This is a genomic window from Paraburkholderia sp. RL17-373-BIF-A (assembly GCF_046030175.1).
Lineage (GTDB): Bacteria > Pseudomonadota > Gammaproteobacteria > Burkholderiales > Burkholderiaceae > Paraburkholderia.
This window is the reverse complement of record NZ_JARESO010000059.1, coordinates 24,612-50,807: the sequence shown is the minus strand read 5'-3', so window position 1 is coordinate 50,807 and position 26,196 is coordinate 24,612. Positions and strand designations below refer to the sequence as shown.

General features: G+C 58.8%; 25 protein-coding genes and 1 pseudogene. 6 read left to right on the top strand and 20 right to left on the bottom strand.

Annotated elements, in window-relative coordinates:
- Together P0D80_RS40235 and P0D80_RS40230 are read right to left on the bottom strand one after the other, a co-directional pair.
- A partial coding sequence (locus P0D80_RS40235; RefSeq protein ID WP_408292042.1) for an NAD(P)-binding domain-containing protein occupies positions 1 to 206 on the bottom strand: 206 nt, incomplete at its 3' end.
- 104 nt (positions 207 to 310) lie between these two features.
- Positions 311 to 1,045 carry an SDR family NAD(P)-dependent oxidoreductase gene (locus P0D80_RS40230; RefSeq protein ID WP_408292040.1) on the bottom strand — a complete coding sequence of 245 codons (735 nt, stop codon included), beginning with the start codon at positions 1,043 to 1,045 and terminating at the stop codon, positions 311 to 313.
- 129 nt (positions 1,046 to 1,174) lie between these two features.
- On the opposite strand from P0D80_RS40230, the gene P0D80_RS40225 reads away from it, so the two are divergent.
- On the top strand, positions 1,175 to 1,750 hold the full coding sequence (locus P0D80_RS40225; RefSeq protein WP_408292046.1) for a TetR/AcrR family transcriptional regulator: 576 nt from the start codon (positions 1,175 to 1,177) through the stop codon (positions 1,748 to 1,750).
- Between the two features lie 167 nt (positions 1,751 to 1,917).
- On the opposite strand, the gene P0D80_RS40220 is transcribed toward P0D80_RS40225, so the two are convergent.
- The 11 genes from P0D80_RS40220 to P0D80_RS40170 form a co-directional block, all read right to left on the bottom strand.
- Positions 1,918 to 2,103 (bottom strand): thiamine pyrophosphate-binding protein, encoded by a 186-nt coding sequence (locus P0D80_RS40220; RefSeq protein ID WP_408292038.1) that lies wholly within the window; start codon positions 2,101 to 2,103, stop codon positions 1,918 to 1,920.
- A gap of 99 nt (positions 2,104 to 2,202) precedes the next feature.
- Positions 2,203 to 3,960 carry an L-aspartate oxidase gene (locus P0D80_RS40215; protein WP_408292036.1) on the bottom strand — a complete coding sequence of 586 codons (1,758 nt, stop codon included), beginning with the start codon at positions 3,958 to 3,960 and terminating at the stop codon, positions 2,203 to 2,205.
- Positions 3,957 to 4,571: a fumarate hydratase C-terminal domain-containing protein gene (locus tag P0D80_RS40210; protein WP_408178652.1), complete on the bottom strand. Its 615-nt coding sequence runs from the start codon at positions 4,569 to 4,571 to the stop codon at positions 3,957 to 3,959. The genes P0D80_RS40215 and P0D80_RS40210 overlap by 4 nt, the downstream gene beginning before the upstream one ends.
- Positions 4,572 to 4,575: 4 nt before the next feature.
- Positions 4,576 to 5,451, bottom strand: a complete 876-nt coding sequence (locus P0D80_RS40205; protein WP_408178651.1) for a fumarate hydratase — start codon at positions 5,449 to 5,451, stop codon at positions 4,576 to 4,578.
- A 48-nt stretch (positions 5,452 to 5,499) separates the two neighbouring features.
- Complete coding sequence (gene sdhC / locus P0D80_RS40200) at positions 5,500 to 5,853, bottom strand: succinate dehydrogenase, cytochrome b556 subunit (protein ID WP_408178650.1); 354 nt, start codon at positions 5,851 to 5,853, stop codon at positions 5,500 to 5,502.
- Entirely contained in the window at positions 5,853 to 6,200 is a 348-nt protein-coding gene (locus tag P0D80_RS40195) for a succinate dehydrogenase/fumarate reductase transmembrane subunit (protein WP_408178649.1), read from the bottom strand. The genes sdhC and P0D80_RS40195 overlap by 1 nt, the downstream gene beginning before the upstream one ends.
- The gene (locus P0D80_RS40190) at positions 6,200 to 6,919 is read right to left on the bottom strand and encodes a succinate dehydrogenase/fumarate reductase iron-sulfur subunit (RefSeq protein ID WP_408178648.1); all 720 of its coding nucleotides are present in this window, start codon (positions 6,917 to 6,919) and stop codon (positions 6,200 to 6,202) included. Before P0D80_RS40190 ends, P0D80_RS40195 begins: the two co-directional genes overlap by 1 nt.
- Before the next feature lie 98 nt (positions 6,920 to 7,017).
- Positions 7,018 to 8,289 (bottom strand): C4-dicarboxylate transporter DctA, encoded by a 1,272-nt coding sequence (gene dctA, locus P0D80_RS40185; protein ID WP_408292032.1) that lies wholly within the window; start codon positions 8,287 to 8,289, stop codon positions 7,018 to 7,020.
- Between the two features lie 146 nt (positions 8,290 to 8,435).
- The gene (locus tag P0D80_RS40180) at positions 8,436 to 9,611 is read right to left on the bottom strand and encodes a UxaA family hydrolase (protein WP_408292030.1); all 1,176 of its coding nucleotides are present in this window, start codon (positions 9,609 to 9,611) and stop codon (positions 8,436 to 8,438) included.
- A gap of 54 nt (positions 9,612 to 9,665) precedes the next feature.
- The gene (locus P0D80_RS40175; protein ID WP_408292028.1) at positions 9,666 to 9,947 is read right to left on the bottom strand and encodes a UxaA family hydrolase; all 282 of its coding nucleotides are present in this window, start codon (positions 9,945 to 9,947) and stop codon (positions 9,666 to 9,668) included.
- A 100-nt stretch (positions 9,948 to 10,047) separates the two neighbouring features.
- Positions 10,048 to 10,851 (bottom strand): sulfite exporter TauE/SafE family protein, encoded by an 804-nt coding sequence (locus P0D80_RS40170; protein ID WP_408292026.1) that lies wholly within the window; start codon positions 10,849 to 10,851, stop codon positions 10,048 to 10,050.
- Between the two features lie 257 nt (positions 10,852 to 11,108).
- Between P0D80_RS40170 and P0D80_RS40165 the strand changes: the two genes are divergently transcribed.
- The gene (locus tag P0D80_RS40165; protein ID WP_408178643.1) at positions 11,109 to 11,987 is read left to right on the top strand and encodes a LysR family transcriptional regulator; all 879 of its coding nucleotides are present in this window, start codon (positions 11,109 to 11,111) and stop codon (positions 11,985 to 11,987) included.
- A gap of 6 nt (positions 11,988 to 11,993) precedes the next feature.
- Here the strand turns inward: P0D80_RS40165 and P0D80_RS40160 are convergent, their stop codons facing one another.
- The 3 genes from P0D80_RS40160 to P0D80_RS40150 form a co-directional block, all read right to left on the bottom strand.
- Positions 11,994 to 12,116: a hypothetical protein gene (locus P0D80_RS40160; protein ID WP_408292023.1), complete on the bottom strand. Its 123-nt coding sequence runs from the start codon at positions 12,114 to 12,116 to the stop codon at positions 11,994 to 11,996.
- Positions 12,117 to 12,240: 124 nt separating this feature from the next.
- Positions 12,241 to 13,638: an MFS transporter gene (locus P0D80_RS40155; protein ID WP_408292021.1), complete on the bottom strand. Its 1,398-nt coding sequence runs from the start codon at positions 13,636 to 13,638 to the stop codon at positions 12,241 to 12,243.
- Between the two features lie 76 nt (positions 13,639 to 13,714).
- Complete coding sequence (locus tag P0D80_RS40150) at positions 13,715 to 14,632, bottom strand: TauD/TfdA dioxygenase family protein (protein WP_408292019.1); 918 nt, start codon at positions 14,630 to 14,632, stop codon at positions 13,715 to 13,717.
- A 184-nt stretch (positions 14,633 to 14,816) separates the two neighbouring features.
- Here P0D80_RS40150 and P0D80_RS40145 point away from each other — a divergent pair, with 184 nt between their 5' ends.
- Positions 14,817 to 15,083: an ArsC/Spx/MgsR family protein gene (locus P0D80_RS40145; protein ID WP_408178638.1), complete on the top strand. Its 267-nt coding sequence runs from the start codon at positions 14,817 to 14,819 to the stop codon at positions 15,081 to 15,083.
- Positions 15,084 to 15,131: 48 nt separating this feature from the next.
- On the opposite strand, the gene P0D80_RS40140 is transcribed toward P0D80_RS40145, so the two are convergent.
- A complete protein-coding gene (locus tag P0D80_RS40140; protein WP_408292017.1) occupies positions 15,132 to 16,253 on the bottom strand; it encodes a mandelate racemase/muconate lactonizing enzyme family protein in 1,122 nt (373 codons plus the stop codon).
- Positions 16,254 to 16,257: 4 nt separating this feature from the next.
- Positions 16,258 to 17,145 carry a TauD/TfdA dioxygenase family protein gene (locus P0D80_RS40135; RefSeq protein ID WP_408292015.1) on the bottom strand — a complete coding sequence of 296 codons (888 nt, stop codon included), beginning with the start codon at positions 17,143 to 17,145 and terminating at the stop codon, positions 16,258 to 16,260.
- 140 nt (positions 17,146 to 17,285) lie between these two features.
- On the opposite strand from P0D80_RS40135, the gene P0D80_RS40130 reads away from it, so the two are divergent.
- The gene (locus P0D80_RS40130) at positions 17,286 to 18,233 is read left to right on the top strand and encodes a LysR family transcriptional regulator (RefSeq protein ID WP_408178635.1); all 948 of its coding nucleotides are present in this window, start codon (positions 17,286 to 17,288) and stop codon (positions 18,231 to 18,233) included.
- 407 nt (positions 18,234 to 18,640) lie between these two features.
- On the opposite strand, the gene P0D80_RS40125 is transcribed toward P0D80_RS40130, so the two are convergent.
- On the bottom strand, positions 18,641 to 20,815 hold the full coding sequence (locus tag P0D80_RS40125; RefSeq protein ID WP_408292012.1) for an alpha-galactosidase: 2,175 nt from the start codon (positions 20,813 to 20,815) through the stop codon (positions 18,641 to 18,643).
- Positions 20,816 to 21,170: 355 nt separating this feature from the next.
- Here P0D80_RS40125 and P0D80_RS40120 point away from each other — a divergent pair, with 355 nt between their 5' ends.
- A complete protein-coding gene (locus P0D80_RS40120) occupies positions 21,171 to 22,415 on the top strand; it encodes an MFS transporter (protein ID WP_408292010.1) in 1,245 nt (414 codons plus the stop codon).
- A 400-nt stretch (positions 22,416 to 22,815) separates the two neighbouring features.
- On the opposite strand, the gene P0D80_RS40115 is transcribed toward P0D80_RS40120, so the two are convergent.
- A complete protein-coding gene (locus P0D80_RS40115) occupies positions 22,816 to 24,852 on the bottom strand; it encodes an arabinofuranosidase catalytic domain-containing protein (protein WP_408292044.1) in 2,037 nt (678 codons plus the stop codon).
- 923 nt (positions 24,853 to 25,775) lie between these two features.
- Here P0D80_RS40115 and P0D80_RS40110 point away from each other — a divergent pair.
- Positions 25,776 to 25,925: pseudogene (locus P0D80_RS40110) on the top strand (IS6 family transposase); the annotation flags it as partial.
- Positions 25,926 to 26,196 lie beyond the last annotated feature (271 nt).

The window sequence follows — 26,196 nt, the reverse complement described above, 5'->3', positions numbered from 1 at the left end:
CAGAACGGTACCGCCAGGAAGATCGTGTCGGACGAGATTGCATCCTGCAGCGTCCCGGGGACAACGGTGCGGCCAATCGCTTGTGCCTGCTGCATCAACGTCTCGGGAGAGCGCCGGCTGGCGACGGTCACATCGATGTTCTTTCTTGCAAACGCTCGGGCGAGTGCCTGACCTACCGCGCCAAAGCCAATAATTGAATAGCTCATGCGAACTCTCCATTCCGTATTGACAAGGAATCCATATTTATCGACAAAAATCGGATCATCTTCGTCGAGTTGACAGGTCCATCTACACGCTTTTCGGCGCGATTTCAGATGGCCGAGAAGCCGCCGTCGACAGACAACTCCACCCCATTCACGAAGCTCGAATCGTCTGAAGCAAGAAACAGCGCGACCGTCGCAATTTCCTCAGGACGACCCATCTTTCCCCGCGGAATCAGGGATTCGAACATCCGCTTCGCCTCCTCGGTGAGAACCTGGTCCTGCATCGGTGTGGCGATCGGCCCCGGGCTCAGCACGTTCACCCGGATATTCCTACCCTTCAGTTCGTTAAGCCAGGTGCGTGCGAATGAGCGCAACGCCGCCTTGCTCGCCGAATACACGCCATAACCAGGAAAGCCTTTCACCGAAGCAACGGACCCGGTCATGAAGATCGATCCGCCATCGTTGAACAGCGGCAACGCCTTCTGAACCGCAAACAGCGTTCCGCGCGTATTCAGACCGAAGATCGCATCGAAGTGCTGCTCGGTAATCTCGCCCAGAGGGACAGCTTCGCCCGTGCCTGCGCTCGCGAACAGGATGTCGATCTTGCTCTTTTCCCGCTTGACTGTATCGAACAGGCGGTCGAGGTCGTCCAGATTGGCCGCGTCGCCGCGCACGCCGGTCACGTTCCGGCCAATCAGCTTGACGGCCTCGTCGAGCGCCTCCTGCCTGCGGCCCGTGATGAAAACATAGGCGCCTTCTTCAACGAACCGCTTGGCGCTCGCCAGCGCCATGCCGCTCGATCCACCCGTGACGACTGCAACCTTACCCTCAAGCTTTCCCATGACATCTCCTTTCGTGGTGTCGGACAGCGTCTCTGTTCCAATTTGCACAAATGCGCTGTATCTTATGGATCAGTGATCCATATCCTGATTCAAATATATGGATCACTGATCCATTTGTCAAGGAAAGTTATGCGGGCCGACGCCAGAAAAAATTACAATCACCTGCTTGCAGTCGCGCGTGACGTCGTCACTGAGAATGGCGCCGATGCGTCCATGCGTGACATCGCCCGCCGGGCCGAGGTCGGGTTGGCCACAGTGTTGCGTCATTTCCCGACGCGAGAAGCCTTGTTCGAAGCGTTGCTGCGTGCGAATCTGGACGCACTGACGCAAAAGGCAGGCGAACTCGAAACGTCGAATCCGCCGGGCGAAGCGCTCGTGTCCTGGTTTCGCGAAGGGGTCGCATTCGTTCATAGCTATAGCGGCGTTGTCGCCTTGATGGCGAGCGCCCACGCGGACCCGGACTCCGCGCTTTACGCTTCTTGCACAGCGGTGCATGAAGCGGGCGAGCGACTACTGCGCCGCGCTCAGGGCGACGGAACGGCACGCGCCGATATGGATGGGGTAGATCTGTTCGCCCTGATGTCGGCGCTCGGCTGGCTCGTTGACCAACCCTCATTCGCGTCACGGGCCGATCATCTCCTTCACGTTATTACGAGCGCCATCCTGACAAATCGGCCTGGCAACGATATCAAGAAGGCAACGTAACAGAGCGCAACGAATTGTTGTCTGCATTGAGTCGGATGGCGTCCTCTATGACCGGCGCCGGAGACTCTATGCACAAACGTCCTGGCAAAGGTGACGAATGCACTGATCGTGTCGGGCGTTTTGAGCGGCTGTTATCCGCCGGGCTGGACAGCAGGACCACGCGGGACTCAACCAGGCACGGCGTGTATAGGGGCCGACACAGCGTTGGCGTGCCCGGGACCGCCCGTGATCGCGGCCACGCCTACTCTGCCGGTCATCCGCGCCAGTGAGTCGGCCATGTGAACGGTGGCGGCCTTGTGCCTCGTATGTATCAGCTTGATTCCTGTCTCGAAGGACGCGCCGAAGACCGGCATGATGTGATTGCGCTAGACCGTGAGGATCAGCCTGACTCCATCCCGAAGCATAGTCTGCGGACTCAGGTCTGCGCCACGAGTCTCTGTCATTGATTACTCTCAAGTCACCCGGACCGGCGGCGTCGAAAATGTAGCATCCTCCTCCCGGATCACCGTTTCACCGGGCTTCACGATGACAAACTCCACTGGTTGCCTCGCGATCTTCACAGTTCCTCCTAAGAGCTTCGCCGTCGTAAAGACCGAAGATTCGAGATTCCCCGCCGCTGGGAAGTCTTCGCGGAAGTGAGCCCCGCGGGAATTTTCGCGCGCGAGCGCTGCTTCCGTGATCACGCGGCTGACGGAGATGAGATTTCTCAGGTTCAACCAGTCATGCCACTGAGCATTCAACGCGCGATCGCCATCGACGACGCCAGTATCCATCAGCTTCGCCTGCATATCAGAGAGGCTGTCTCGTGCTTTCACGAGCCCCTCTTCATTTCTGATGATCCCGACATCCTTCCACATGCATTCGAAGAGTGACTCGCGGATCGACTCAAGGTCCTTGCCCTTTCTGGCAAACGGTCGCTCTGCCTCGTTGATCGCGGCGAGAATCGACTGCTCGTCGGGTGCACGATAGCTAGTATTGACCTGCACCCAGCGCGCCATGCTGTCGCCCGCGATGCCTCCAAACACAGTCGAATTCGCAACACCATTACCGCCGAGACGATTCGCCCCATGCACGCCGCCCGTGTCCTCGCCTGCGGCAAAAAGCCCGGACAAGTCCGTCTGACAGTCCGCCTTGAACACCACGCCACCCATCATGTAGTGCGCGGTTGGAACGACTTCGACTTCGCCGCCTGCCAGATCGAATCCACAGTCAGCGCAGCGTTCTACCATGCCTTTAAATTGTTTGCGAACCTTTTCAGGGCCAAGATGATTCATCTTGATATACACACCGCCGTTGGGCGACGTACGGCCCGCACGCAACTCCGAATAGATCCCGCGCGAGACGATGTCACGCGTCGCGCGCTCGCCCCTGGAATCGTACGATTGCATGAAGCGCTCATGCTGACCGTTGAGAAGATGCCCTCCAGCCCCTCGCAGCCCTTCTTCGAGAACAGTGCCGGTCATTCGAGTATGGCTTCCTGCGAGAAGTCCGGTCGGATGAAACTGCACCATCTCCATGTCCCGCAGCGTCAGCCCCGCACGCAGTGCCATTGCGAGCCCGTCGCAACTCTTGTCACCGGACGGCGTGTGATATTTGTACATGGTCGGCCCACCGCCGGTCGCAAGCAATACCGCTTTGGCCTGCACGAACACGAACTCGCCGCTTCGCATATCAATCATGAGCACACCGGCTAAGCCATCGCCGCTCGGCGTCTTGATCAGTTCGATCGCGCGATGTTCTTCCAGTCGGTTGATCCCCCGACTCCAAACTTGTTCGGCCAGGCGATTGATGATCTCGATGCCGGTCAAGTCGCCCTTGTGAACAGTCCGATCGAAGGTCTGTCCAGCAAACGCCTTCTGATGTATAGACCCGTCGGGATTACGATCGAAGAAACAGCCGAGTTCGTTTTCCAACTCGCGCACTCGCTCGACCGCTGTGCTCACCAACGTCCACGCCAGTTCCTGATTCGACAGCCACTTGCTGCCTTCAATCGTGTCCATGAAATGACGTTCGATGGAGTCTCCGGGCGCCAGCGCGACGTTGTACCCGCCCTGAACCATCCGGGTGCAGCCGCACTTGCCCAAAAGACCTTTCACAGCGACGGTAATTGAACATTTTGGCGCGTTCTGATGCGCGTGCAGCGCGGCAAAGAGGCCAGCACCGCCCGAGCCCAGAATGAGGATATCGGTCTGGATTCGTTTGACGTTCATGATGCACGCACTCCGAGGCTTTCGAGGGCAGCCGCTCGACGCTTGGCGGTATCGTCCTTGACGGCATCATAGAGACTGGTGCCCTCACTATCCATCGCGACGAGCAAAGGCCCGAACTCCTTGATTTTGAATCGCCACAGCGATTCGGGGTTGAGATCGTCGAGATCCACCGCTTCGATGCTCTCGATCCAGGTCGTCTCGAGCGCCGCCGTACCGCCGATGATGGCAAGGTAGACACCGCCCAGCTCTTTGAAAGCGGCCTTCGATCCGTCGCGCAGGCCGCCTTTCCCGACGATCACCCTAACGCCGTACTGTTCCATGAGCGGCCTTGTAAAGCGCTCCATGCGATCCGAGGTGGTCGTCCCAATGCAGATAGGTTGATAGCCTGCGGGGTACTCCGGGCTTGGGGGGACCTTTCGAACATTGGGCGCCGTGTGAATGACCGCATGTCCGCGCAGGTCAAAGTCCGTCGTTCGCCCCTTGTCGAACAGGTGAATCTGCGTTGCGTCCCGGATGCCGTAAAGCGTTGTTTCAAGCGTGACCGTGTCGTTGACGCGCAGCTTGCGGATCGTGGCTTCGTCAACCGGAGTGGCGAGTTCATAATGGGCCATGGCGTCAGAATCCGTAAGTGATGCCTTCGTTCGAGAAAACCGCTTTTGCGCGGCGAGCCGAGTGACATTGCATGTTCACCGCGATTGGATTCATCGTGATATGCGTGGAAGCAAGTTCGATATGCACCGCGAACGCAGTGCTGTCGCCGCCCAGTCCCTGCGGTCCGATGCCAAGCTTGTTGACCGCCGCAGAGAGCTCTTTTTCGAGGGCCGCGCCCTCAGGATCCTCGCAATGGGTGCCCAGCTCTCGTGTCGCAGCGCGCTTGGCGAGCGCGACAGAAAGGTCGGACGTCCCACCAAGACCCACACCAACGATCGTCGGCGGGCAGGTCTTTCCGCCGGCCGAGACCGCACAGTCGATCACAAAGGTCTTGATCGCGTCGATACCGTCAGCGGGAACCGCCATCTTGAGAAACGAGTTGTTCTCGGAGCCGCTTCCCTTTGGCACCATTTCCAGCGACACATGGTCCGGCTCGGCCGAGAAATCGATATGAATCACCGGCACCTCTATGCCGCACGACGTATGGTTGTTTTTTCGTGAGAGAGGATGAACCACGGACGAGCGTAGCGGATGTTCTCTTGTCGCTCGCTCACAGCCACGGCGGATAGCTGCTTTCAACTCGAAGCCTTCGAATTCGACATTGCGGCCGATACTCACGTTGTAGATCGGAATTCCCGTGTCCTGACACAAGAGATTTTCAGTTTCTTCCGCCACCCGAATATTCGTTTTCATCGTCCCGAGCACGCGTTGAGCGATGGGCGACGTTTCATTCGATGCCAGCGTTTCGATTCCAGCCTTTACATCCGGAGGAAGGATCTTCAGCGCACGGATGTAAAGCTCCTTTGCCGTCTCCTCGACAGCGTTCAGGTCGAGCCTCATTTTCTCGTCTCCTACTCTGATTGTGGGGTGTAGTGTGTTGGACGAACTTCAATGAACCAGCGCCAAGAGAAAAGCCAAGCCGGTGCAGGCACTCGCTCCGGCGCCCAGTGCGAGCCAGTTCTTTCGCAGACCGCTCCAGGGCAGAAACTCGATGGCGAGCAAGCGCAAGCCGCCCATCAGATGAAGCGAAAGTAGGATGACCAGCCCCCATTCGGCGAACTTGAACAGTGGTCTGTCGGTGAAACGCAGAAAACCATCCAGTGAGCGGTCATGTGAAAGCGTTTTGCCGAGCGCCCAGAAATGCACTGGAATAAAGAAGGCAAGCGCAAGTCCTGACAAACGATGGACAATGAAGGCCCAGTACGCGGGGTGGGATTTCGCCCGGAAGTCGTTCTTTCTCATCACAGGATCACCCCCGTCACTGCTCGCATGCCGAGCGTGAGCAAGCCAAGCGTCACCACCGAACAGGCAAAATGAGCAGAACGACCACGCCATGCGAGCCACTCTTCCGCGATCCTTAAGAGGCCAATCGGCACATGAACTGCACATGCCAGGACAAAAAGCGTATAAAAGCCGGCAAAGAACCAATTCTTGTGTGTGCGTCCGAGGATCGCATGCTCGCTGAGCCCGCTGTGGACGGCATAAATAATGACGACGATGTGCAACACCACGCAGGCGGCGAGCACCATCGCGCTCATCCGCTGCCAGTACCACAAGCGAGCCTGCATTTTTAAAGAGAGTGTTTGCATCACAGTTTTCCCTCGATCGCGGCCTTCATCACGAGCCGCTTCAAACCTGCGATGCCTGCTGTCGGCGACAGCTGCTTTGGGCAACGCTCCGTGCAGGAGCCTTGCGTGTGACAAGAGTGACACCCGGCATCACCTGCGACAGCCCGCAGCCGCTCGACGCCTTCGACATCCCGTTCGTCGTTCATCAGCGTCCAAGCACGGTTCATCGCTGCAGGTCCAAGATAGTCACGCCTCCACGTCACGACGTCGCAGGACGAGTAACACACTCCGCAACCGATACATTCGATGCCGGCGTCGGCCGATGCGCGCTCCTTGCTTTGTGGCGACACCTTGCTAAAGTCGTCGGACCGTGTTCGTTCGCCTTTGAACCGTCCCTTCGCTTCCGCCCATTTATCGAAGAATTGCTCCATGTTCGTCGCCAGATCCTTGATCACGGGCAAATTGGACAGCGGCGCGATCTCCAGTTCTTCTTCGACTGCAACCTTCGATACGTGGGTCCTGCAAGTCCACCGAGCCTTGCCGTTTACGTTCATTGCGCATGATCCGCACATGCCGACCCGGCACGCATATCGGAAGGCCAGATCGGGCTGGAGATTGCGCTGGATGTACATGACCACATCCAGCACAGTCTGGTTTTCGAACCGTGGCACGTCGTAAGAAACCAACTCGCCGGAGGTCCGCCCCCTCCAAACCTTCACGCGGAATGTCTTGTTGCTCATGTCGTCTCTGGTGTAGTTGTGCATCGGCTAGAAAAAGTCTGCGCCCGCGCAATGCAAAGAAAAAGCGAATAATTCCTCGTTTTAGATAAAGCTCTTATCTACGTTTCCGCAGCGCGTCGCTTTTGTACGAATGCCATCTTTGTCTCGTCGCGCTCTTTCTCCAAGCCAGAGATGACAAGCGTCGCCACCGCATTGCCGATCATGTTCGTAACCGCCCGGATCTCCGAAATGAAGCGATCAACGCCGAGAATTAGTGCCGCCCCTTCTATTGGTATATGTTTGAATGCGGTCAATGTTGCGAGCAAGGTTACGAAACCCGCCCCTGACACGCCGGCGGCCCCCTTCGAACTGATCATGGAGAGAACCATGAGCGCAATCTGTTGTTCCCAGGACATCGGTACGCCATACGCCTGTGCGATGAACATTGCGCAAATCACCTGAGCGACGCAGGTACCGTCGAGATTGAAGGAGTATCCCATCGGCATCACAATACCCACGACCTGTTTCGGACAGCCGAGCGCTTCCAGCTTCCTGATGAGTTGAGGAAAGACGGATTCCGATGAGGTGGTCGCAAGCACCAACAATATCTCGCCCTTCAGATGACCCATCAGCCTCCAGAGACTGAAGCCGCTCATCCGACAGATCGTTCCAATGACTACAACTAAAAAGAAGATCGTTGCAACATAGACTGTGATCAACAACATGCCCAACGAGTGCAGTGCGGACAGCCCGTATTTTCCGACAGCGAATCCCATCGCACCGAGCGCACCGAGAGGCGCAAGACGCATGATTAGCGCGACAATGCGAAACAGGACATCGGAGACAGATTCAAAAAAGGAAAGCAGCAATTCGCCTTTCGGACCTAGATATGACAGCCCTATTGCAAATAGACACGCAATCACGACGATCTGCAGCATGTCCCCGGAAGCGAACGGACTCATAAAGCTGCTGGGAATCATGTGCAGCAAAAAGTCGACGAGACCACCGCTCCCGTGTTGCACCGAAGTCTGGTACTGGGCCAAGACGTGCGTATCGGTCGTACCGACCTGCAAGTTCAACCCCTCGCCCGGCGCAAGCAGGTTCACCATGAGCATGCCGACCAGCAGCGCCAACGTGGTGACCACCTCGAAGTAAATGAAAGTCTTTCCTGCGACTTTCCCCAACGACCGGAGGTCACCAATCTGCGACGCGCCACAAACGATCGTTGTAAAAATGAGCGGGGGCGTGATCATCTTCACGAGTCGGATAAAGGCATCCGACATCGGCTTCAACGACTGTCCGAAGGTGGGAAAGAAATGACCAATTAGAACGCCGATTACGATCGCGATAAGCACCTGCACGTAGATGTGTCTCAAGCTGCGGCCAAGCATGGTGTCTCCTTTGTCTCATCGCTCTCAATGCTTCCCAAGAGCCGATGAGATCGTTCTTTGGTGCCGCGCCTCATTCGCCTCTTTTAGGGCGGTGCAATACGTAGGCGCGCAGCCTTACCTGGGATGGTCCTCGTGAACAAGGTTGGTTACGCGCTTTCAAACAGACGCGTCAGTACGAACTCGCGATGGCCGAGCGCTTCCGCCGCGGTAAAGCGGCCGTTGATCGTGGCCAACATGCATTCGAGCAGTTTGTCGCCGCTCTGATCGAGATTCTGTTCGCGCTGCAGGATGCCCGACACGTCGACGTCGATGTGTTCGCTCATCGTGCGCACCGTGCGCGGGTTCGCGCAGATCTTGATGACTGGCACGATCGCGTTGCCGATCACGTTGCCTTGTCCCGTCGGGAAGAAGTGCACGGCGAAGCCCGAGGCCGCGCAGAGCGTGACCATCTCCGCCGCCGCCGATGACGAATCCATGAACCAGAGACCAGGGTGCGTCGGCGTTTCGGCCTTGTCCAGCACGCCGTCGACCATGCACTTCTTGCCGATCTTCTGGATGTTGCCAAGCGCCTTCTCCTCGATCGTCGTGAGGCCGCCCGCGATGTTGCCCTTGGTCGGCTGCGACTCGGAGAGATCGTCCGTCTTCCAGCGGTTGATCATGTCCTGATAGCGGTCGAACATGAAGTTGAAGCGTTCGCGCACGCCGTCGTTCGCGCAACGCGCAGCCACGATCTGCTCGCCGCCCGTCAGTTCCGATGTCTCGCCGAATACGAGTGTGGTGCCGTGTCCATAGAGCTTGTCGAACGCATTGCCGACAGTGGGATTCGCGCCGCAGCCGGAAGTCGTGTCCGACTCGCCGCATTTAGTCGAGACCCACAGTTCGCTCAGCGGGCACTCCTCCCGATCGAGCGACGTGGCGTACTGCACCATCTCTTTCGCGGCCTTCGAGGCGCGCATGATCGTGTCGTGATCGCCGTGCAGCTCGATGCCGAAGCCCATCACCGGCTTGCCCGACTTCGCGATGCCATCGACGACGCGCTTCGTCCAGCCTTCCTCGATGCCGATCACGATGACCGCCGCGACGTTCGGATTGCTGCCCGCTCCGATCAGCGTGCGAAAGTGCAGGTCGAGGTCGGCGCCGAATTGCAGGCGGCCGTACGGATGCGGCAGGGCCATCGTGCCCTTGATATTGTTTTCCACTGCCTGCGCCGACGCGTTGGACAGATCGTCGACCGGCAGGATGATCACAAGGTTACGAACGCCGACGCGGCCGTTGTCGCGACGAAAGCCGCGGAAAGTGGTGTCCAGACTGATCACGCTCATGATGTCTCTCTCAAGATGGGGAATGCGTTGATTGACTGATGCCGGGTGCGTGGCTTACCAGCGCTTCGTCTTGATGTTGTGCACGTGAGCGTGTTCGCCCGCCGTGATGGGCGCGACCACCTTGCCGATGTCGACGCCGTACTTGAACACCGTGTCGCCAACGGCCATGTCTTTCAGAGCGACCTTGTGACCGATGGGAATGTCCTGCTTTGCCGAGACTGTGACGATTTCATCCTCGTCCATGATCCAGGCGTTAAGGTTCGTCCCTGCGGTAATACCTTCGACAACGGCAACACCGACCGTATCTTTAGCTTCATGCAAAACGGCGTGAATCATTTTCCACTCCCTATCGTGAACATGTTTACTTAATCTATTTCTTGCTGGCACCAGCGAAGCACCGGGATCCTCGTTTCAAATTCGTCGCATGCTCAGCCTCTTAAAGGAAGAAACTCAATACGGTTCTCGTGCAGAGATTGATGCCGGATAAGAGCAACACGAACCAGAGCGCTTTGAGCAGCTTTCCCGCCGAGACTTTTCCTCGAAACCACGCGCCCAGACCCAGACCAACCGCACCGCAAGGAAACAGGCAGAGCGCGAGCGTCAACACCTCAGGATTTTTGTATAGGCCTGATGCACTGAACAACAGGAGCCTCAAGAGCGCTGTAATCGTGATAAGCGTGCTGATCGTTGCTCTGCGTTGTTCAGCGTCGTTGAGCCGGCCGGCCAGATAGATCGTGTAGAGAGGGCCACCAGTTCCAAATATCGCCGTCAAACAACCGCCGGCAAGCCCGAGCGGCACTGACCATGCTGTTCGGATCGTGCTGAATTCTTGCCGCGAAACTAGACGCCACACCGAATAAACCAGAAGGGTCGAACCCAATAGCAACTTCAGTGGCCTTTCGGGCACCGCCACTAGGACAAAGACGCCGACCAGTAATCCGATCGACAACCAGGGCATCAGACGGCTTAGTTCAGATTTCGACACGAGTCGAATGCCGCGCATGCCGACAAGGAGTCCGGCTGCGAGATCAAGGATCAGCAGCACGGGTGTCGCCGTTCTCAAGGCCACCACCTGCGTCAACACCGGTACCGCGACAATCGACGAGCCGAAGCCAGTTAATCCGTAGACGAAATACCCTGCGGCGACGCTCATCCCAGCTATGAGCAGATCGACCGATTGGAGGCCCACTCCCGTCGCCGCTATAAGCGAATCGGGCGTTTGCGAGAGGAAATCAATCACTGTCGTTACGCCAAAGAAAAGGCGCAAGCGAACGCCCGTTCGCGGACCTGAGTATCAAACGGGCCATGAATCGATGACCCGTCGTTGGTGCATGTTGATGCATGGACTTGCGTATCCATGGCGCTGTCTCCGTGTTTTATGGGGCTTTTCCTCTTCTGTTGGAACGATTATGATCGGGCTTCACATAAAGAAAAACCGAGTAATTATTGATCTAAGAGAAAGGTCTGCTTTCTAGCTGCCCCGATACCAAGGCCGATATGCCGTCGATCAGAACGCTCAAGATCTTTCTCACCGCTGCTCGCTGCGGGACTTTCGCGGCCGCAGGGGACGTCGTTGGCTTGACGCCGGCTGCGGTCGGACTGCAGATTCGATCGCTTGAGGATGAACTGGGTGTTCAACTTTTTGATCGCAGTGCGCGAGCCGTAGTGCTGAATCCTGTCGGTCGGTCGCTAGTCCGCCGCGCCGAGCAAGTCGTGAGTCAGTACGAACTGTTGGAGGCTTCCGTCAGTGGAGGAGAAATGTCCGGCACCGTCGTTATTGGGGCGCTGGTATCTGCGCTAATGGGCGCTTTTGCGGATGCGTTGTGGTCGATCAGGCGCCGCTACCCTAGCCTCGACGTGCATTTGTTGGCAGGAATGTCGAGCGACTTTGCACTAAAGGTCGAAAGTGGAGAGTTGGACGCTGCGGTGGTCACGCAGTCGCCAAGGCCGATTCCGTCAAGCCTGAAATGGTGTCCGCTGTACTCTGAGCCAATGGTTTTGATCGCGCCGAAATGTCCTCACTTCGAACTTCCGGAGGACCCGCGAGCGATGCTTGAAACGGCTCCGTTCATGAGATTCGAAAGAAGCACATGGACCGGCATTCTCGTCCAGGACGTACTAAAGCGTTGTGCTGTGCAATTGAACGAAGCCATGGAGTTGAACTCCATCGAGGCGATCATTGCACTTGTCCGTCAGGGCTTCGGAATATCGATCGTCCCCAAGTTGGCGAATGTCGCGTGGGAAAAGGATGATGCGCTGGCGCTATTTCCGCTCGAAGGCGTCGACGTTCGACGACATGTCGGCTTGCTCGAGCGCGCCAGTCATGGGCGGATGAACTTCACTGAAGCGATCAAGAAGTACTTTGATCAAGGCTGACGGCACTCACTCTCGCGTCTGATCGAGGATCCGCGCTTGATCAGCCTTGCGGAAAGCGGCCATCGCGACCTGCAGGTGCAGCAGGCCGATCTTGCCGCGGACGTCAGAGCCGTCGTCGAGGAATCGCACGAGGCGCGGCTATTGCGGGCAGGCATGAGGTGCGTCCGTTACTTGAATCCACGATATGCAACAACGCCGGAGCAAACCTGCTTCGATGAGAGCCAGCATCTGGCTGGCTGCCGCACCCGCACATTCAAGCTGCCTCCAATGATTCCACGGTTCGATTTGCAGTTTCCGGCGCGAAGATCGTCACGATCAGCATGCCGGCGATCATGATCGCGACTCCGATCATCATCGACACGTGCAGGCCGACGTTCGACAGCAACACTGGGAATACAGCGGTCCACACCACGCCGCCAAAGAAGCGCCCACCAAGGCCTTCGACCACGCTCTGTCCGGTTGCGCGGATCCGTGTGGGGTATTGCTCCGCGTACCACATCTTGAACGACGGCGACGCGCCAGACGACGAGAACATCACCATGCCCCACAGCACCATAGCCAGCGTGCTTTGAGCCAATGTGAATTCATACGTCGATATCGCAGCGAGCACCGTATAGACGAAGAACACTTTTTTGCGCCCGAAATGCTCGGCGGCAATGCCGTTCATGATCTTCCAGGGAATCTGCGTGGCCGTGGTGATCAGCGTCAGAAAGAGCGCGCTTTCGAGCACGACGTGCTTCTCGATGAAAATCGACGGCAGGTAGTTGACCGAAATGTAGAACATCGAGAAAAGGCTCGTTGCGCCGATCGTCATCACGATGGTGCGGAACAGATACGGCGGTGTCCACACCACGCCAAGCGACCACCAGAATTTCGGTGCAGCATGACCGCTCACGCTGGCGCTTTCGGTCACCTCGTCGACCACCGCCAACGGCAGACGCACGCCGAGCTTGCGTTCCGCGGTGGCCTCGAACCGGCAGATGATCCCGTCGGCCTCGTGATAGCGCCCAACGCGATGTAGCCAGCGCGGCGACTCTGGCAGGAATTTCCAGATCAGCACGACGTAGACGACGGGCAAGCCGCACAGGAAAGTGAACACGCGCCAGCCGACTTCGGGCGCGAAATGCGGAATCACGGCCATGCCGATAGTCGGCGGCAGCAGATAACCGATGCCGAGCGCTGTCTCCAGCAGTCCGGCGAACGCGGTGCGCGTGGTTGCCGAGACGATTTCGGAAGTGAGGGTGTAGGGCATGATGAATGCCGGCGCCATGCCGAAGCCGGTCAGTCCGCGCAGGATCACGAGCGTCGCGAAGTTCGGACTGAATGCGGATATCGCAGTGCCACCCGCGAACCACACGACACCGAAGATCAGCAGTCGTTTGCGGCCGAAGCGGTCGGCCATATAGCCGGTGGGGATCATCCCGACGACGATGCCGAGCGCCGACGATGCGGCGAGCATGCCGGTGTCGCGCGGCGTCAACGCCATGGTCTTCCGGATGATCGGCAACGTGATCGACAGACTGCCGATGTTAAGCGCTTCGATGACGAGCGCACCCGCAGCGAGCAGCACGATCACCCAGCTATGCCAGGTGGTGGGAATGCGCTGCAAACGCGCCAGCAAAAGTGCGGGTGACGGCGGCTGGTTATCCATTTTGTCTCCTCCCTGTATCCGACCTGGACGGCGACCGGTCGGAGATAGTTGTCGTAGGGACCTGCGTCTGCAGGACTCACTTCTCCTTCGCGTACCCGATGGGCGTCGTGCCGCGGATTTGCGTGCGGTGCATCACGCGCTCGTAGCGGTCGTCGAAACTGTCGCGCCGGTGCATCGCGCAGCGGTTGTCCCAGATCACGAGGTCGTGCTGCTGCCACTGCTGCGTCCAGCTGAAGCACTGTTGAGTCGCGTGAGCCCATAGATAATCGAGAAGACGTTCGCTCTCGTCGAGCGGCAACTCCGGGATATACGCGTTACGGCGGCGCCCGAGGAAAAGACACGCGCGTTCGGTGACGGGATGCACGCGCACCAGCGGATGCCGCGCGCCGATGGTCCGGGTTGGCTCGTCGTTATCGGCGAAGCCGCGGCGCAGCTCGCCCGAACTGTTGCGAGATGCGTCGTGCACGCAGGTGAGACTGCGCACGCGCTCGCGTGAGGTCTTGTCGAGCGTGTCATACGCGAGGTACATGTTGCAGAACGACGTGTCGCCACCTTCGGGCGGCACTTCGATGCCATACAGCAGGCTTGCGCTGGGCGGCGTGTCGTTGTACGACATATCGGTGTGCCAGTGCGCCTCGTAGTTACCGAGGCCGCCGATCGCCATTCCGTCCACTTTCACGTTCGAGATGATGGTGACGTATTCGCGTGCTTCCGGATCAATGGCGAGGCGCGGATCGGTGTGATCCATCACGTCGCTCGCGCGGATAGGCACCGGGTCCAGTGCACCGAGGCGGCGGCTGAATTGCATCAGATCGAGGTCGCTCAGCTGCTGCCGACGAAAACGCAGCACGAGGTGGTCGGCCCATGCGCGTTCGATCTGCACGAATGACGCATCGTCGAGCAGCGCCAGATTGACGCCTTCGATCTCCGCGCCGAGGACTTCACCAAGTGGCGTGACCTTGAGCGCGGTGCCTGCAAGCGTTGGAGCGGACATGATGTGTCTCCTGAACTGTTGCGACGAGCGCCGGAACGCGGCCCAAGCGGGTTTACTCACCCGTTTTATTCAACTTTTTCTGGCAGGCCGGCATGACGCTCCTGCAGGTCAGCGCGCTGACCGCGGATCGCGTAATCGCACTGGGCTTGGGTCATCGTGCAGCGTTCCATTGGACGAGGACACCATGACCATCACCATCTTTCATAATCCGGCTTGCAGCACGTCGCGCAAGGTGCTCGACATGCAGCTTTCGCCACGCGAGTCGTTGCGTATCCAGGAGCCTGCTTATACCGACCTTCGCCTCGACGATGACTTGCTATCGAACGCACGCATCGTCGAACTCATGGTGCCCAATCCGGTGCTGATGAACCGGCTCATCGTCCGCACGCCGCACGGCATCAAATTGTGCCGCCCGGCCGAAGAAGTGGCGCCGCTGCTTCAGCCCATCTGATTTATCCGGCGCGCGGTGCGTCTGACGCCCGCGCATGTATCACGTCGGTCACGCGTCGAACAGATAGCGCCGCACTTTCTCGTCATCCAGCGTCACGCCAAGCCCCGGCCCTTGTGGCACCGCAAGGTGGCCGCGCGTCAGATCGAGCTTGGCGGTCACGATGTCGTCCGCTGTTTTTAGCGGACCCACACATTCCAGCCCGTCGAGCACGTTGTCGCTGGTGCATGCGAGCATTATTTCGGCGGTCGTATTGATTCCGAGCCCGAAGCCGTGGCCGATCACTACGGGCATACCGGCTGCCGTCGCGGTTTCCAGCATCCGGCGGCAGCGTAGCAAGCCGCCTTGCTTCATCACCTTGAGCTTGACGATGTCGGCGCAGTCAGCGCGGATTACGTCGATCAGGCTGCGATAGTCGGTGATCGACTCGTCGGCCATCACCGGCATGCCGACCGCCTGCCGCACTTTCGCCATGCCGGCGAGATCTTCCGCAGCCACCGGCTGTTCGAGCAGTTGCAAACCCACCGGCTCGAGCAGTCGCCCGAGAGCGATCGCGTCTTCCACGCTATATCCCGCGTTGGCATCCGCTCGCAGCGCCATCCCGGAACCCACAGCTGCACGCACGGCCATCAGGCGGTCGCGATCGGCGTGAATGCCGCCGCCCACCTTGATCTTGGCCGAGCGGAAACCACCATCGAACCATTTCCGCGCCTCGGCAGCTGCCTCGTCCGGCGACACGATACCGACCCACGCATTGAAGCTGACCGTGTCCTTCACAGCACCGCCCAGGTATTGATGCGCGGGGATGCCCAGATGCCGCGCCAGAAGATCGACTGCGGCCATTTCGATGGCCGCTTTGGCGTCCAGATACGCGTCGATTGTGCGATCCATCGCATCGATCAGGCGATGCGGGTTACCGGCATTCATGCCTTTGACGCATGGCGCCAGCACTCGCCGGATGACCGTAAGCGACTCCTCGACGGTCTCAACGGAATATCCTGGCGACGGATCGATATTGCCGAGACCAATAGAGCCGTCTTCGGCCGTAAGACGCACGATCGCGCTTTTTTGCGTCGTCTTGGTCGTATAGGCGTTCTTGAACCCAGCGCCGACGAGCGGTACAGCGACGCCGAACACGTCGACGCTCTTGATGGGCAGATAAAGTTCGTCCATATGATCAGGATGCGACTGTGAGATTGGCCGGCTCATAGGGCGCAACTTTACCGCCCTTGATCTGCGTACGGTGCATCAATCGCGACGCTGAAGGATCGAACGAATCGCGTCGATGCAGCGTGCAGCGGTTGTCCCACATGATCAGATCGCCCTCCTGCCAGACCTGGCGGAACGTGAACGCTGGCTGCGTCGCGTGTGCCCAGAGCGTATCGAGCAGGGCATTGCTCGCGTCGAGATCCATGCCGACGATATAGCTGTTGCGCCGCCGCCCAAGAAACAGTGCCGGACGCTGCGTTTCAGGATGACGGATAACGAGCGGATGGTGCGCGCCGGGCGCATTGCGCGGATCGGTCACTTCCTGCATGCCCTTGCGCATCATCCCTGCGCTGTTGTACGTGGCGTCGTGAATCGCGCGCTTGCCGTCGATCTGCATTTTCATCGCGTCCGGCAGCGCGTCCCACGCGAGATACATGTTCGACCAGAACGTGTCGCCGCCTTCGGGTGGGATCTGCAGCGCATGGAGCAGCGCGCCACGGGGCGGCGATTCGATGTACGTCATGTCGCAGTGCCATACCGCTTCGCCGTCACCGAGGTTGCCCATCGGGACGCCGTCCTTCTTGATGTTGGAGATAACGTTGATCTCGGGAAATTCGGACAGAAACGGCTTGCCGTAAGGATTCGGCCCCGGTGGATCGAGCTCGCCGAAATGACGTGTAAATGCGAGCAGTTGTGGATCCGTCAAGATCCGACCGCGAAACCGGAGAACCAGATGGTCGGCCCATGCCTGTTTGATTCTGTCGATCACGTCTGCCGCCAGCGGTGCCGACAGATCGACGCCGGAGATTTCGGCCCCGAGCGCATCGCCGAGCGGAGTCACAGTGAAATGAGCCATCGATTTGCACTCCTTTTTCTACGGTTACCTTTCGAATGCAGATCAATATAGTCAGTACCTGTAATAGCGTAAATGAGATATTCAAGGCATCACGTGATACCTTTTTCATATCTCCTCATCAACCCTCGGATGGTGATGTCATGAAGCGATCTCCTGCGGCACTGCAACGAAGTCATATCGAAGCCCTGATCGCCATCGGTGATGGCGGCTCGGTACATCGCGCTGCGCGCAGTCTTGGCGTTGCGCAGCCGGTGCTCTCACGGTTGCTCGCCGATGCGGAAAGCCGGCTGGGAACACGACTCTTCGAACGGTCGAGCCAAGGAAGCCAGCCCACGTTGCTCGGCGAAACCGTGCTCGCGCAAGCGCGCTCCGTGATGCGCGCGATGGACCGGCTGAGCGCGAGCGCCGCGTCCGCGCGGTTGCCGGTCCGGCTCGGTTGCATACCCCGCGCAATGCATACGCTGATCCCGCCGCTCTATGCGCGGATGTACGCAGGGACGCACGCAGACGATCCAGCGGGCACCGACGACACGGCATTCCGCTGTAAGGTGATCGAGGGCAGCTCGACTATGCTGTTTGAACTACTGGAGGCAGGCGAACTCGATTTCGCGATCCTGCGCTGCGCCAGCACGGTGAAGAGCGACGAGGTGAAGATCGAACGTCTGTATGCGGAGCGCACCGTAATCGTCTGTTCAAACCACCATCCTGTGTTATCCGCGCGGCCGCTGCGGCTTGCCGACCTGGCTGCGCTCGACTGGACGCTCCCGCATGCCGACACGACCTCGCGTATCGCCTTCGATCTATTCTGGACGCGACGTCGTCTGCCGCCGATCGAGCCGGTGCTCGAGACACGCTCGTTCGAGTCGAATATCGAAGTGGTGGCACACACGCGGCTGCTGTCGATCGCGCCGGAGTCGATCGCCCGGCGCTACATGCGCTTCGGCATGCTGAGCATTCTGGAGATCGAGAGCGCGTTGCCATCGAGCCCGATCATGCTGGGCTCGCGGCTAACGGCGCGCGAAGAACCCGTGTTGAAGCGCTTTCGCAAGCTGCTGCAGGAAACGGCGGGCGAGTTGGCTTTGGGCTGAGTGGTGCTCGATTGCTTCCGTGATGGGACGTATCGTCTTTGAAACAGCGAACAGCAATCTGATCGTCCCCGCGCTGCCGCCGGCGACGCATCTTGTATTCCGCATGCCTTGAAAATCGCTATGGGGAGAGGTAGTACACGAAAGCGAAAGGCCGCGATGGGCCGGCCTACGGACGTTCAGCATCACACCGTTGGACGTCCGGCAGTTTCGGTCCCATACGGACGCCAACTGGAACAGCAGACACGATTCGCGCTACGGCTATCGACCGCACCGAAGAGTGAGCGGCAAGCTCGCCGCCTGGCGACGCCCGCTGCGGCCTCACACGTAGCGCACCCAACGTTGCGCGTCTCCCTGGTTTGACGTTTGCGCCGCCGCAGGACGCGGCGGCGCAGGTCTTTCAACTGAAGCTACTGCGCTGCCGGCGCGCCGACGCCATCGATGTCCGGTGCCCAACCCGAAGGGTTCGAGAAGATCAGCGCGTTCGCGTTGCCCGACTTGAATGTGCCCGTCACAGCGAGAGTCGAGATGGTGCTCCACCCACCGCTCGGCGGAAACGACACAGTGACAGGCGTTGAACCGTTAAAGCTGATGTCCGCGGAGCGCGGCGCCGAGTCGCCGTTCGCATAACCCACCAACACGGTGTAGGTGCCGTCCGCGGGAACACTAATGTTGTTGATCGTCAACGTCCCGCCGTTGCCAACATAGCCGACGTCCGAGCCGCCCGAACAAACGCTGCATGCCGAAATGCGCGCGCCACCGGCGAGTACGCTGCTCGACGCTTCTGCCTCGTAGGCAGCCTTGAACGGCGGAAGCGTCACCGGGCCGGCGACGACAAACACTGTGCCAATATCGGGCGCAGGCGCGGTGCTGTCCGCGCTCAACAGCGTCAGCGAGTTACCCCCGGGCTGCAGCGGCACATAGACCGTGACCGTGCCAACTCGCCCTTCGCCGCCGGTCGGCGGAAATGCCACTGTGGTCGTCTGGCCGCCGTTCGTCGAAAGCTGTGCTGTCAACGTGTCGCGAGAGCGGTTCGCATATGCAATCTCAACGTAGCCGCCGGTGCCGGTTGATGCGACGTTGCCGAAGGTTACCGTGCCAAGTCCCCGAACGATCCTGCCGCCGTCGCAGTCCGGGCAGTGCGTATACGATGCACCACCGCCAAGTGAAGTCGGCTGGTAGGTCTTCGCGGCGACGTCCTGTCCGCTTACCGAGAGCATCACGGCGCCGCCCGCGGGCACCGTCGGTGCTGTATACGAAGTGACAAACGAGCCGAGTTGCTTGCCGGCCCACAGATCACGCACGATCGCGCGCGCGTTTGGCACCAAGCCGAGTTGCTGCCACGTGATCGTCATCGGCGCGTCCGTCGTGCCGTTGTTGAACAGCACGACAGCACGCTGCCCCTGGCCGGCGAGAAGCTTCGCCCACACCTGCTGTGCGCCGGATTGTGCGACCTTTACACCTTGTGTGCCAAGCGGGTCCTGGTCGACCGCAATAACGTCGGTGTTGGTCGTCAACTGCGTGGTATCTGCGGTCAGCGGCTTCGACAGGTCGGCGCCGAGAATCAGCGGTGCGCCGGCGATCGCCCACAGGCTCATGTGCGCCTGATCGTGAACCGCCGTCATGCCCATACCGACCACCATCATGTCGGGGTCGTTGTAGAAGCCAGTGTGCTGGGCCTCGGGGTGATAGTTGCCAAGAAAGTTGCCGGTCACGCTGCCGAAGTTCGGCGCGCCGCTGTTCGGCCCATAGATGTCGCCCGTCGTTCTCCACATCCGGCCAACCCCGGCGGCCCACGCCCACGGTCCCTCGTTGAAGTCGGGGTACGTGCTGTTGCTGGCGATGGTTCCCCAGTCGCAGATGCTGAGCGTCACGCGGTGGCCGGTCTGCACGTATGCCTTGTCGATCGCATCGGCGATGGCCGTATAGGCTTGTTGCGGATCATAACCGGCTGCGCCGCCCCCGCAGAAGTCGACCTTCACGAAGTCGAATCCCCACTGCGCGAATTGCAGGAAGTCGTGATCGTAGTGCGCGAAGTCGCTACCGACGAAATGCGTGCCGTTGGTTCGCGTGCCGCAACCCTGCGGGCCGGCGTCGATGTAGATGCCCGCTTTCAGTCCCTTGCTGTGGATGTATTGCGCGATGGCCTGCATGCCGCCCGGCCATTGGGTGTTGTCGATGACGAAGTTGCCGTTGGCATCCCTCGCCCCTGAGGTCCACCAGCCTTCATCGGTGTTCACGTACTCGTATTGCGCGCCGGATTTTAGCTGCGCATTCAGTGCGGAAAGGCCATCGGCTTCGGCCTTGATCGTGTTGTAATTCACGTTCTCCGCAAGGCTATTCCATGACGACCATCCCATTGGCGGCGGCACCACGGCGATTTGACGCGAGGGGCGGCGGCTTTGCTGCGCCGCGGATTCGCTTTGCGCGGCAGAGGCCGCCGTGGCTTGTTGACTCTTCGCCGAGGCGACGGCGCCGCTACCGCCCGGCGCATCGCCGCCACAACCCGACAAGCCCAGCGACACACTCACGGTTAATGCGGTTAACAGCGAAACGGCACAACGTCTGTACACGAGCAGGTTCATGTCTGTCTCCTGGTTGAACGCTTGACTCTTGCGGCAGGGCTGTTTTCGGGAGTGACTATATTCAGGTCCGCTCAGGAACTCCAAAAACTTTTTTGTTATCCCAGCACGTGGGAATATTTAGGGTTACATAAATTTATGCGTAGAGGATAAAATCGAATGACCACTATAAACGAGCACACGGACTGCTGAAGCGTTTGCAGTTTCAAGCCTCAGTCCGTTGTTTCGGCAATGCGGAAGTGACCAGTTCGACCTGGCTATAGCAATCGAGAAGCGGTCGCGATAGTCTCCAGTGTGCGGGCCGCACGGACCGTCGCTGCCGAGCAAGTTCAGGAACATAACCGGGGGGCGTTCCACAATGTCTGACCAACGCGGTAGTCAATCTGTCACGATGTCTGACCGAACCGGTAGTAAATCTGCATTGCGTCAAGTTGCAGCTTCGAGGCTTTTTCTCGGCGCAACCATTGCGATGTTTTTGTCGGGTCTCGGCGCGTCGGCGGCTGCACCACAGATCGTTCTGTTCCTGGTGAAGGAACTCGGCGCCTCGCTGCCGTTGGCGGGATTCTATTACCTGACCAGCCTTGCAGCTCCAGTCGCGGGGTATTTCGTCGGCCGCTACTCTGATCACACAGGGAATCGCCTCGGTCTTTTTCGCATGTGTGCTGTGGCGGGCTTTGTGGGCTGGGCGGGGCTGGCCGTCTCTACTTCGGTCTGGATACCCTTCATCATTGCGGTCGCTTTGCTGGCCGTTTCCGGTGCTACCGCCTCGCAAATTTTTGCGGCCGTCCACGATGAACTCAGCGACAAGCCCGACGACGCAAATGAAAGTGTGGTTGCCATCATCCGTATGGCGCTTACCGGCGGATGGATCGTCGGGCCTGTGCTGGGAGCGTGGGTAGCGGCTGCCTATGGCCTGCGCCCCATGCTTTGGATGACCGCCATCTGCATGCTTTTACAGATCGCGCCTCTCGGAACGCTGAACCCAACCGTCAAGATCAAGCCGGCGTCGGCGAGCGAGCCCGCGCGTCACTCCAGCCTACGTGCCATGCTTCCACTGCTGACGTTCACAGGACTCTTCGTCATGCTCTACGCAGGGGAGCCAGTGAAGTACGGATTCCTGCTGATCTACATGGAAGAACACCTCAAGCTAGGCCCGGCTGTACGAGGAACGGTCATCGGGACACAGCCATTCATCGAGCTGATCATCATGCCTTTCAGCATCGGGCTGGGCCGCAAGCTTGGCAACGTGTGGTTGATGTGTATCGCGGCCGCCATGGGGGTGTTTGCCAATCTTTGCTTTGCGCTCTGGTCGTCTGCAGCGGGCATGTTCGCCGGACAGATCCTCATGGGTGGTGTTTGGGGCATATTTATGGTTCTGGGCATCATCGTCGCTCAACGCCTGCTTCCCAACGCGGTAGCGACGGCGTCGGCAATCTTCATGAGCTCGACGGCCCTCGCGTCGGCGTTGGGAGGCATCGCGAGCGGTTTCGGGGTCGCATTCCTGGGCCTTCCCCATGTCTTCCTGCTGCCAGCGCTCTTCGCGGGTATAGCAGTTATTGGACTGGCATTGATGGCACGCACCGAACGCTTCAAGATGTATTGATCTCGGGCCGGTCCCTTCGCGCGTTTCACCGTCCCGTTAAGGCCGTCCTTCGACGGCGCGGGCTGCTCTGCGGATATATGGCGCGGCACGCAGTATTTGCGCGTTTGGCTCCATTTGTGTCGCCAGCGCGTTGACTGCCCCAGGCAAGTTTGAAGGCGTTCCCCTTGCCGGCCAGTTCGCATACGCGCTCGAGCACAGATGCAGCCTCCGGTTCCGATCGAGAACCGGCCGTTGATTGCGAGGACAGGAACGTCTGAGTTGGATCGGGAGCGCTCATTCGCTGACGGTGAGACCTGACATTCGCGGCCATCGGTGTGCGAACGTCAACGCTGTCCACTGCGTCGTCGACAAACGTGGTGGCGCCCATGCGCTGGACGCCACCGTTCGCACACTTCGAGCGCTACATTCCTGAAGCAGTCTGAATTGCCAGGCTTGGGCAATAATGCGTTGCGCTGAGAAATGCCGCTTGCTGCGACCGGTTTCCAGCGGCGCTCGACGTGGGTGGATCGATAAAAACAGATGCGTTATTCGATCCCGCAGGCGCGGTGAAGGTCATCGTCACTTTCCACCACTTGCCCGCTCGCACCGCGCTCAGCGAGGTCGCTTGTCCGGCGCCCCATGTTCCCCTCACGACCTGCCCCGTATTCGTGTTGACGACCCATCCGAATTCCGTGCCGCTTGAGTCATCGGTCTGGATCGATCCGCCGGGAAAGACCGTCGCGTTGGAGGTAGCCATAACGTAGTCCGTGAAACTGTAGGTTTGGCCGCCCTGAACCCGGATGATTTCGCGGATATTCGCAACCGACGAGCCATTCGTACCGATGACCGTCGCCGCATGCTTGCTGTTCCCGCTGATATCAGTCGCAGGCACAGCGGTGCCACCATTTTGCTGGCTCCATGCATCTGGCATTGCAAGACTCAGCGGCGAATTCACCAGATTGTTCGCGTAGCAGGCGGCCGAAGTCTTATTGGCCGGCGGCCCGTAGAAGCTCGCAATGCTGGACTGGATCCCGTTGTCCGTCACGTCGGATGTCGCCTTGGTGATGATCGCGCCTTCGAAGAACTGAATCGGCGCAGCGCTGCCGTCGCCCCCTTCACCAAGTGAAAGACCGCCTTGCCATTGACCGTTGAAGGCATGGCCCGCATCGCCGCCAAAGTTAAGGGCTTCTGGCGGAGCCTGATCAAAGAGCGGGGTGAGCACGCTCTGCGAAGCAGAACCGCCTTTGACGACGAAAATATTCGATGCGTTCACCGGCGAATACTTGGAAAGTACCGTGACAAACTTTTCATTCTTGGGCTGCTGTGGGCCGTACAGATAGACCCCCGCCTCGGCATCGACGCCCGGCCAGTTGATATCCAGTCCGTTACATACCGGATCCTTCGCATTGGGTGGCTGATTCGAATCACCATCACAATAGCCGAACACCGCTGCATTGCCGTTTGAGAACGCCAGCGCAAACATCTCGCCCTCGATTTCGCCATGAGCAAAGGTGCTGGGGTTAGCGCTGTTCTCCATGTTTCCGTACGTGCCGCAACACGTAGAGGACTGGCTGTAATGTGCGCCGGCCACCATATACTCGGCGATCTCGGTATCGCCGATCGACTGGTTCACTGTGCCGAACCGGTTCCGATAGGCTTGTCCCCCCAACGTATTCAGCGCTGGAATCTGCGCGCCTTCGAGCGGTATGAAACCCAGCTTCGCCGGCGTGCCGTGCGCCGGCAAATCGTTACCGATCGATACCTGCAGAGTGGGCGACTGCGCGGTCAGCGCGGTGGGCGGCTGCGACAACTGCACAGTCAGTGTCCCACCCGTCCCTGGGAGCGTGATCGTCGCAAAGCCGTTGATGACCGGTACGGTCGTCGTCTTCTTCGATCCTGAAGCGCTACTCGCAAGGGTCAGTGATTCTGTGCCGTCCTGATTGAGTGTGAGAACGGCGGGCACGTTACCAAACGCGCCTCCCTTGAGGGCCGCAACTGAGTCGATCTGATCGTAAATGTATGAGACGGCGCAGGACGTATCGTTGCAGAACGCGTTTGCGCTTCTGACATTGGCCGAACCGATTTGCTGCCGATCGCCGCCGTTCGGCAAGGTGCTCGACGTATAAGGGTAGATGTCCTGCTTTGCATTGTCAGAGGCCCGTTGAAGCTGGAACAACGGGCCTCTATAACTCCTTGTCAGTAAGCGTGTCACGCTGTGAGCCGCGGAACACGGTGTGTTGGCCGCTGCGGCAGTGTCGCAAGGTAACGGAAGCGCATTCGCCGCTTCCGTTACTGCACTGCTATCTGGCTGCGATGCAATGTTCGCTGATGACGTCGGTGACGCACTCGTGTTCGCCACGCCTTGCGCCGCAGATGTGCCGGCGCTGTCTCCATTGCATGCAGCGAGTGCAACAGTCGCCGCCAGCAAAACAGAAATCAATCCAACTCCTCTGGACATCATGACCTCCTCCTATCAAACCGTGCTTCGGGTTAGACTTCATAAACTTAGTTATGCAAACTGATTTGCACAGAATCATCACCGATCAAGCAGATAGTGTGCGGAACCGTCACTCGTTCCCGGCGATTTGGAGAATGTTCTGCTGCGTGACGCGACTCGCCAGGCAGAGGGAGCACGATGCCGGCCAGGCGCCAGCAATCTCAACTATTAATAATATTAGTCAACAATATTGCCTCATCATCTCAGGATAATCCCCTAGCTGCAGCGCGGCAATTCGAGCTATCCGCCCGTTGAATCCTGATTTGCAATGGGCATAACAGGGTCCTGTGTCAATATTATTGCTAATAAAGAACCTTTCATAATTGAATGGTTTGGCGTCGTCCAACTCACTCGCGCCCGCTTCCGTGGTGCCATCGTGTCCCATGCGCAGCGCTGGTTTTCCCGGCTTACACGTCAGGGTACGTCGTGCGCGGCCGTGCTAGCGGATGCTGATGAAGCAGGGTCGGCTGTAAATGCAATTTACTATCAAGAGAAGCGATGCAGCATCGCAACGCAATTATTCTTAAAGTTGTCGGTCAACAAAAAACGTTCGCTTTAATCAATTTGTAACGTTCAATAACACATGACCACCGCGCGGCGCGTGTACTGTCACGTTGTTGATGGTCGAGCGGGCGAAGACTTTGAACATCAGCATTCCTGATTTGTGCGGCAAGGCGATCCAACGTTGCGTTGCCGGTCACGGTTTCCCACACTTTAAAACCTGTATGCGCGCCTGCCGCTTGTCTTGCGCGGATACTGTCACGTTCCTGGGATGTTGGCGGAAATGCAGCGACAATTGCGGGTATGAAACGGACTGCTCTCCAACACAGCGCACCTGCCAACGACGCTATGTCTATGCCGGCTAGCGATTTCCGCCCGACGCGATCAGTTATGCGGTGTGGCTGTACTACCGTTTTCAGTTGAGCCTGCGTATGGTTGAGGAGTTGCTGGCAGCTTGCGGCATTGACCTTATCTATGAAACGGTGCGAAGCTGGTCGGTGAAGTTCGGCCTGGGTATCGCCCGGCGCATCCGCTCTACATCGCTGACATGATCGCCAAGGGCAGATGACATGCCCCAAAGGCATTCGCTTGTCCGTCGCACAGCAATTCTACTCCCTGGTTTCATAAACCAGCGCAATTCATTCGCTGGTTTCGCCCAACCGTCCTTATTGCGACGAAACCAGTTTATGTACCGTGCCCGAAAAGATCCGCTCGATGACCCGCAAAAACTGGCAGCCAGTTGTGAGAAAGAAAATCACTCTATTTACGCATAGTGCAGACTGCGAAGTATTTTCAATCTCCGGT

Excerpts from the sequence above, each read along its gene's own strand:
- P0D80_RS40190 (WP_408178648.1), bottom strand. The coding sequence starts at position 6,919 with ATGAGCAACAAGACATTCCGCGTGAAGGTTTGGAGGGGGCGGACCTCC.
- P0D80_RS40195 (WP_408178649.1), bottom strand. The coding sequence starts at position 6,200 with ATGCAAACACTCTCTTTAAAAATGCAGGCTCGCTTGTGGTACTGGCAG.
- P0D80_RS40180 (WP_408292030.1), bottom strand. The coding sequence starts at position 9,611 with ATGAGCGTGATCAGTCTGGACACCACTTTCCGCGGCTTTCGTCGCGAC.
- P0D80_RS40145 (WP_408178638.1), top strand. The coding sequence starts at position 14,817 with ATGACCATCACCATCTTTCATAATCCGGCTTGCAGCACGTCGCGCAAG.
- dctA (WP_408292032.1), bottom strand. The coding sequence starts at position 8,289 with ATGCTTGGCCGCAGCTTGAGACACATCTACGTGCAGGTGCTTATCGCG.
- P0D80_RS40205 (WP_408178651.1), bottom strand. The coding sequence starts at position 5,451 with ATGAGGCTCGACCTGAACGCTGTCGAGGAGACGGCAAAGGAGCTTTAC.
- P0D80_RS40225 (WP_408292046.1), top strand. The coding sequence starts at position 1,175 with ATGCGGGCCGACGCCAGAAAAAATTACAATCACCTGCTTGCAGTCGCG.
- P0D80_RS40220 (WP_408292038.1), bottom strand. The coding sequence starts at position 2,103 with ATGCCGGTCTTCGGCGCGTCCTTCGAGACAGGAATCAAGCTGATACAT.
- P0D80_RS40210 (WP_408178652.1), bottom strand. The coding sequence starts at position 4,571 with ATGGCCCATTATGAACTCGCCACTCCGGTTGACGAAGCCACGATCCGC.
- P0D80_RS40120 (WP_408292010.1), top strand. The coding sequence starts at position 21,171 with ATGTCTGACCAACGCGGTAGTCAATCTGTCACGATGTCTGACCGAACC.
- P0D80_RS40140 (WP_408292017.1), bottom strand. The coding sequence starts at position 16,253 with ATGGACGAACTTTATCTGCCCATCAAGAGCGTCGACGTGTTCGGCGTC.
- P0D80_RS40150 (WP_408292019.1), bottom strand. The coding sequence starts at position 14,632 with ATGTCCGCTCCAACGCTTGCAGGCACCGCGCTCAAGGTCACGCCACTT.
- P0D80_RS40165 (WP_408178643.1), top strand. The coding sequence starts at position 11,109 with ATGCCGTCGATCAGAACGCTCAAGATCTTTCTCACCGCTGCTCGCTGC.
- P0D80_RS40230 (WP_408292040.1), bottom strand. The coding sequence starts at position 1,045 with ATGGGAAAGCTTGAGGGTAAGGTTGCAGTCGTCACGGGTGGATCGAGC.
- P0D80_RS40135 (WP_408292015.1), bottom strand. The coding sequence starts at position 17,145 with ATGGCTCATTTCACTGTGACTCCGCTCGGCGATGCGCTCGGGGCCGAA.
- P0D80_RS40175 (WP_408292028.1), bottom strand. The coding sequence starts at position 9,947 with ATGATTCACGCCGTTTTGCATGAAGCTAAAGATACGGTCGGTGTTGCC.
- sdhC (WP_408178650.1), bottom strand. The coding sequence starts at position 5,853 with ATGAGAAAGAACGACTTCCGGGCGAAATCCCACCCCGCGTACTGGGCC.
- P0D80_RS40125 (WP_408292012.1), bottom strand. The coding sequence starts at position 20,815 with ATGAACCTGCTCGTGTACAGACGTTGTGCCGTTTCGCTGTTAACCGCA.
- P0D80_RS40130 (WP_408178635.1), top strand. The coding sequence starts at position 17,286 with ATGAAGCGATCTCCTGCGGCACTGCAACGAAGTCATATCGAAGCCCTG.
- P0D80_RS40155 (WP_408292021.1), bottom strand. The coding sequence starts at position 13,638 with ATGGATAACCAGCCGCCGTCACCCGCACTTTTGCTGGCGCGTTTGCAG.
- P0D80_RS40115 (WP_408292044.1), bottom strand. The coding sequence starts at position 24,852 with ATGTCCAGAGGAGTTGGATTGATTTCTGTTTTGCTGGCGGCGACTGTT.
- P0D80_RS40215 (WP_408292036.1), bottom strand. The coding sequence starts at position 3,960 with ATGAACGTCAAACGAATCCAGACCGATATCCTCATTCTGGGCTCGGGC.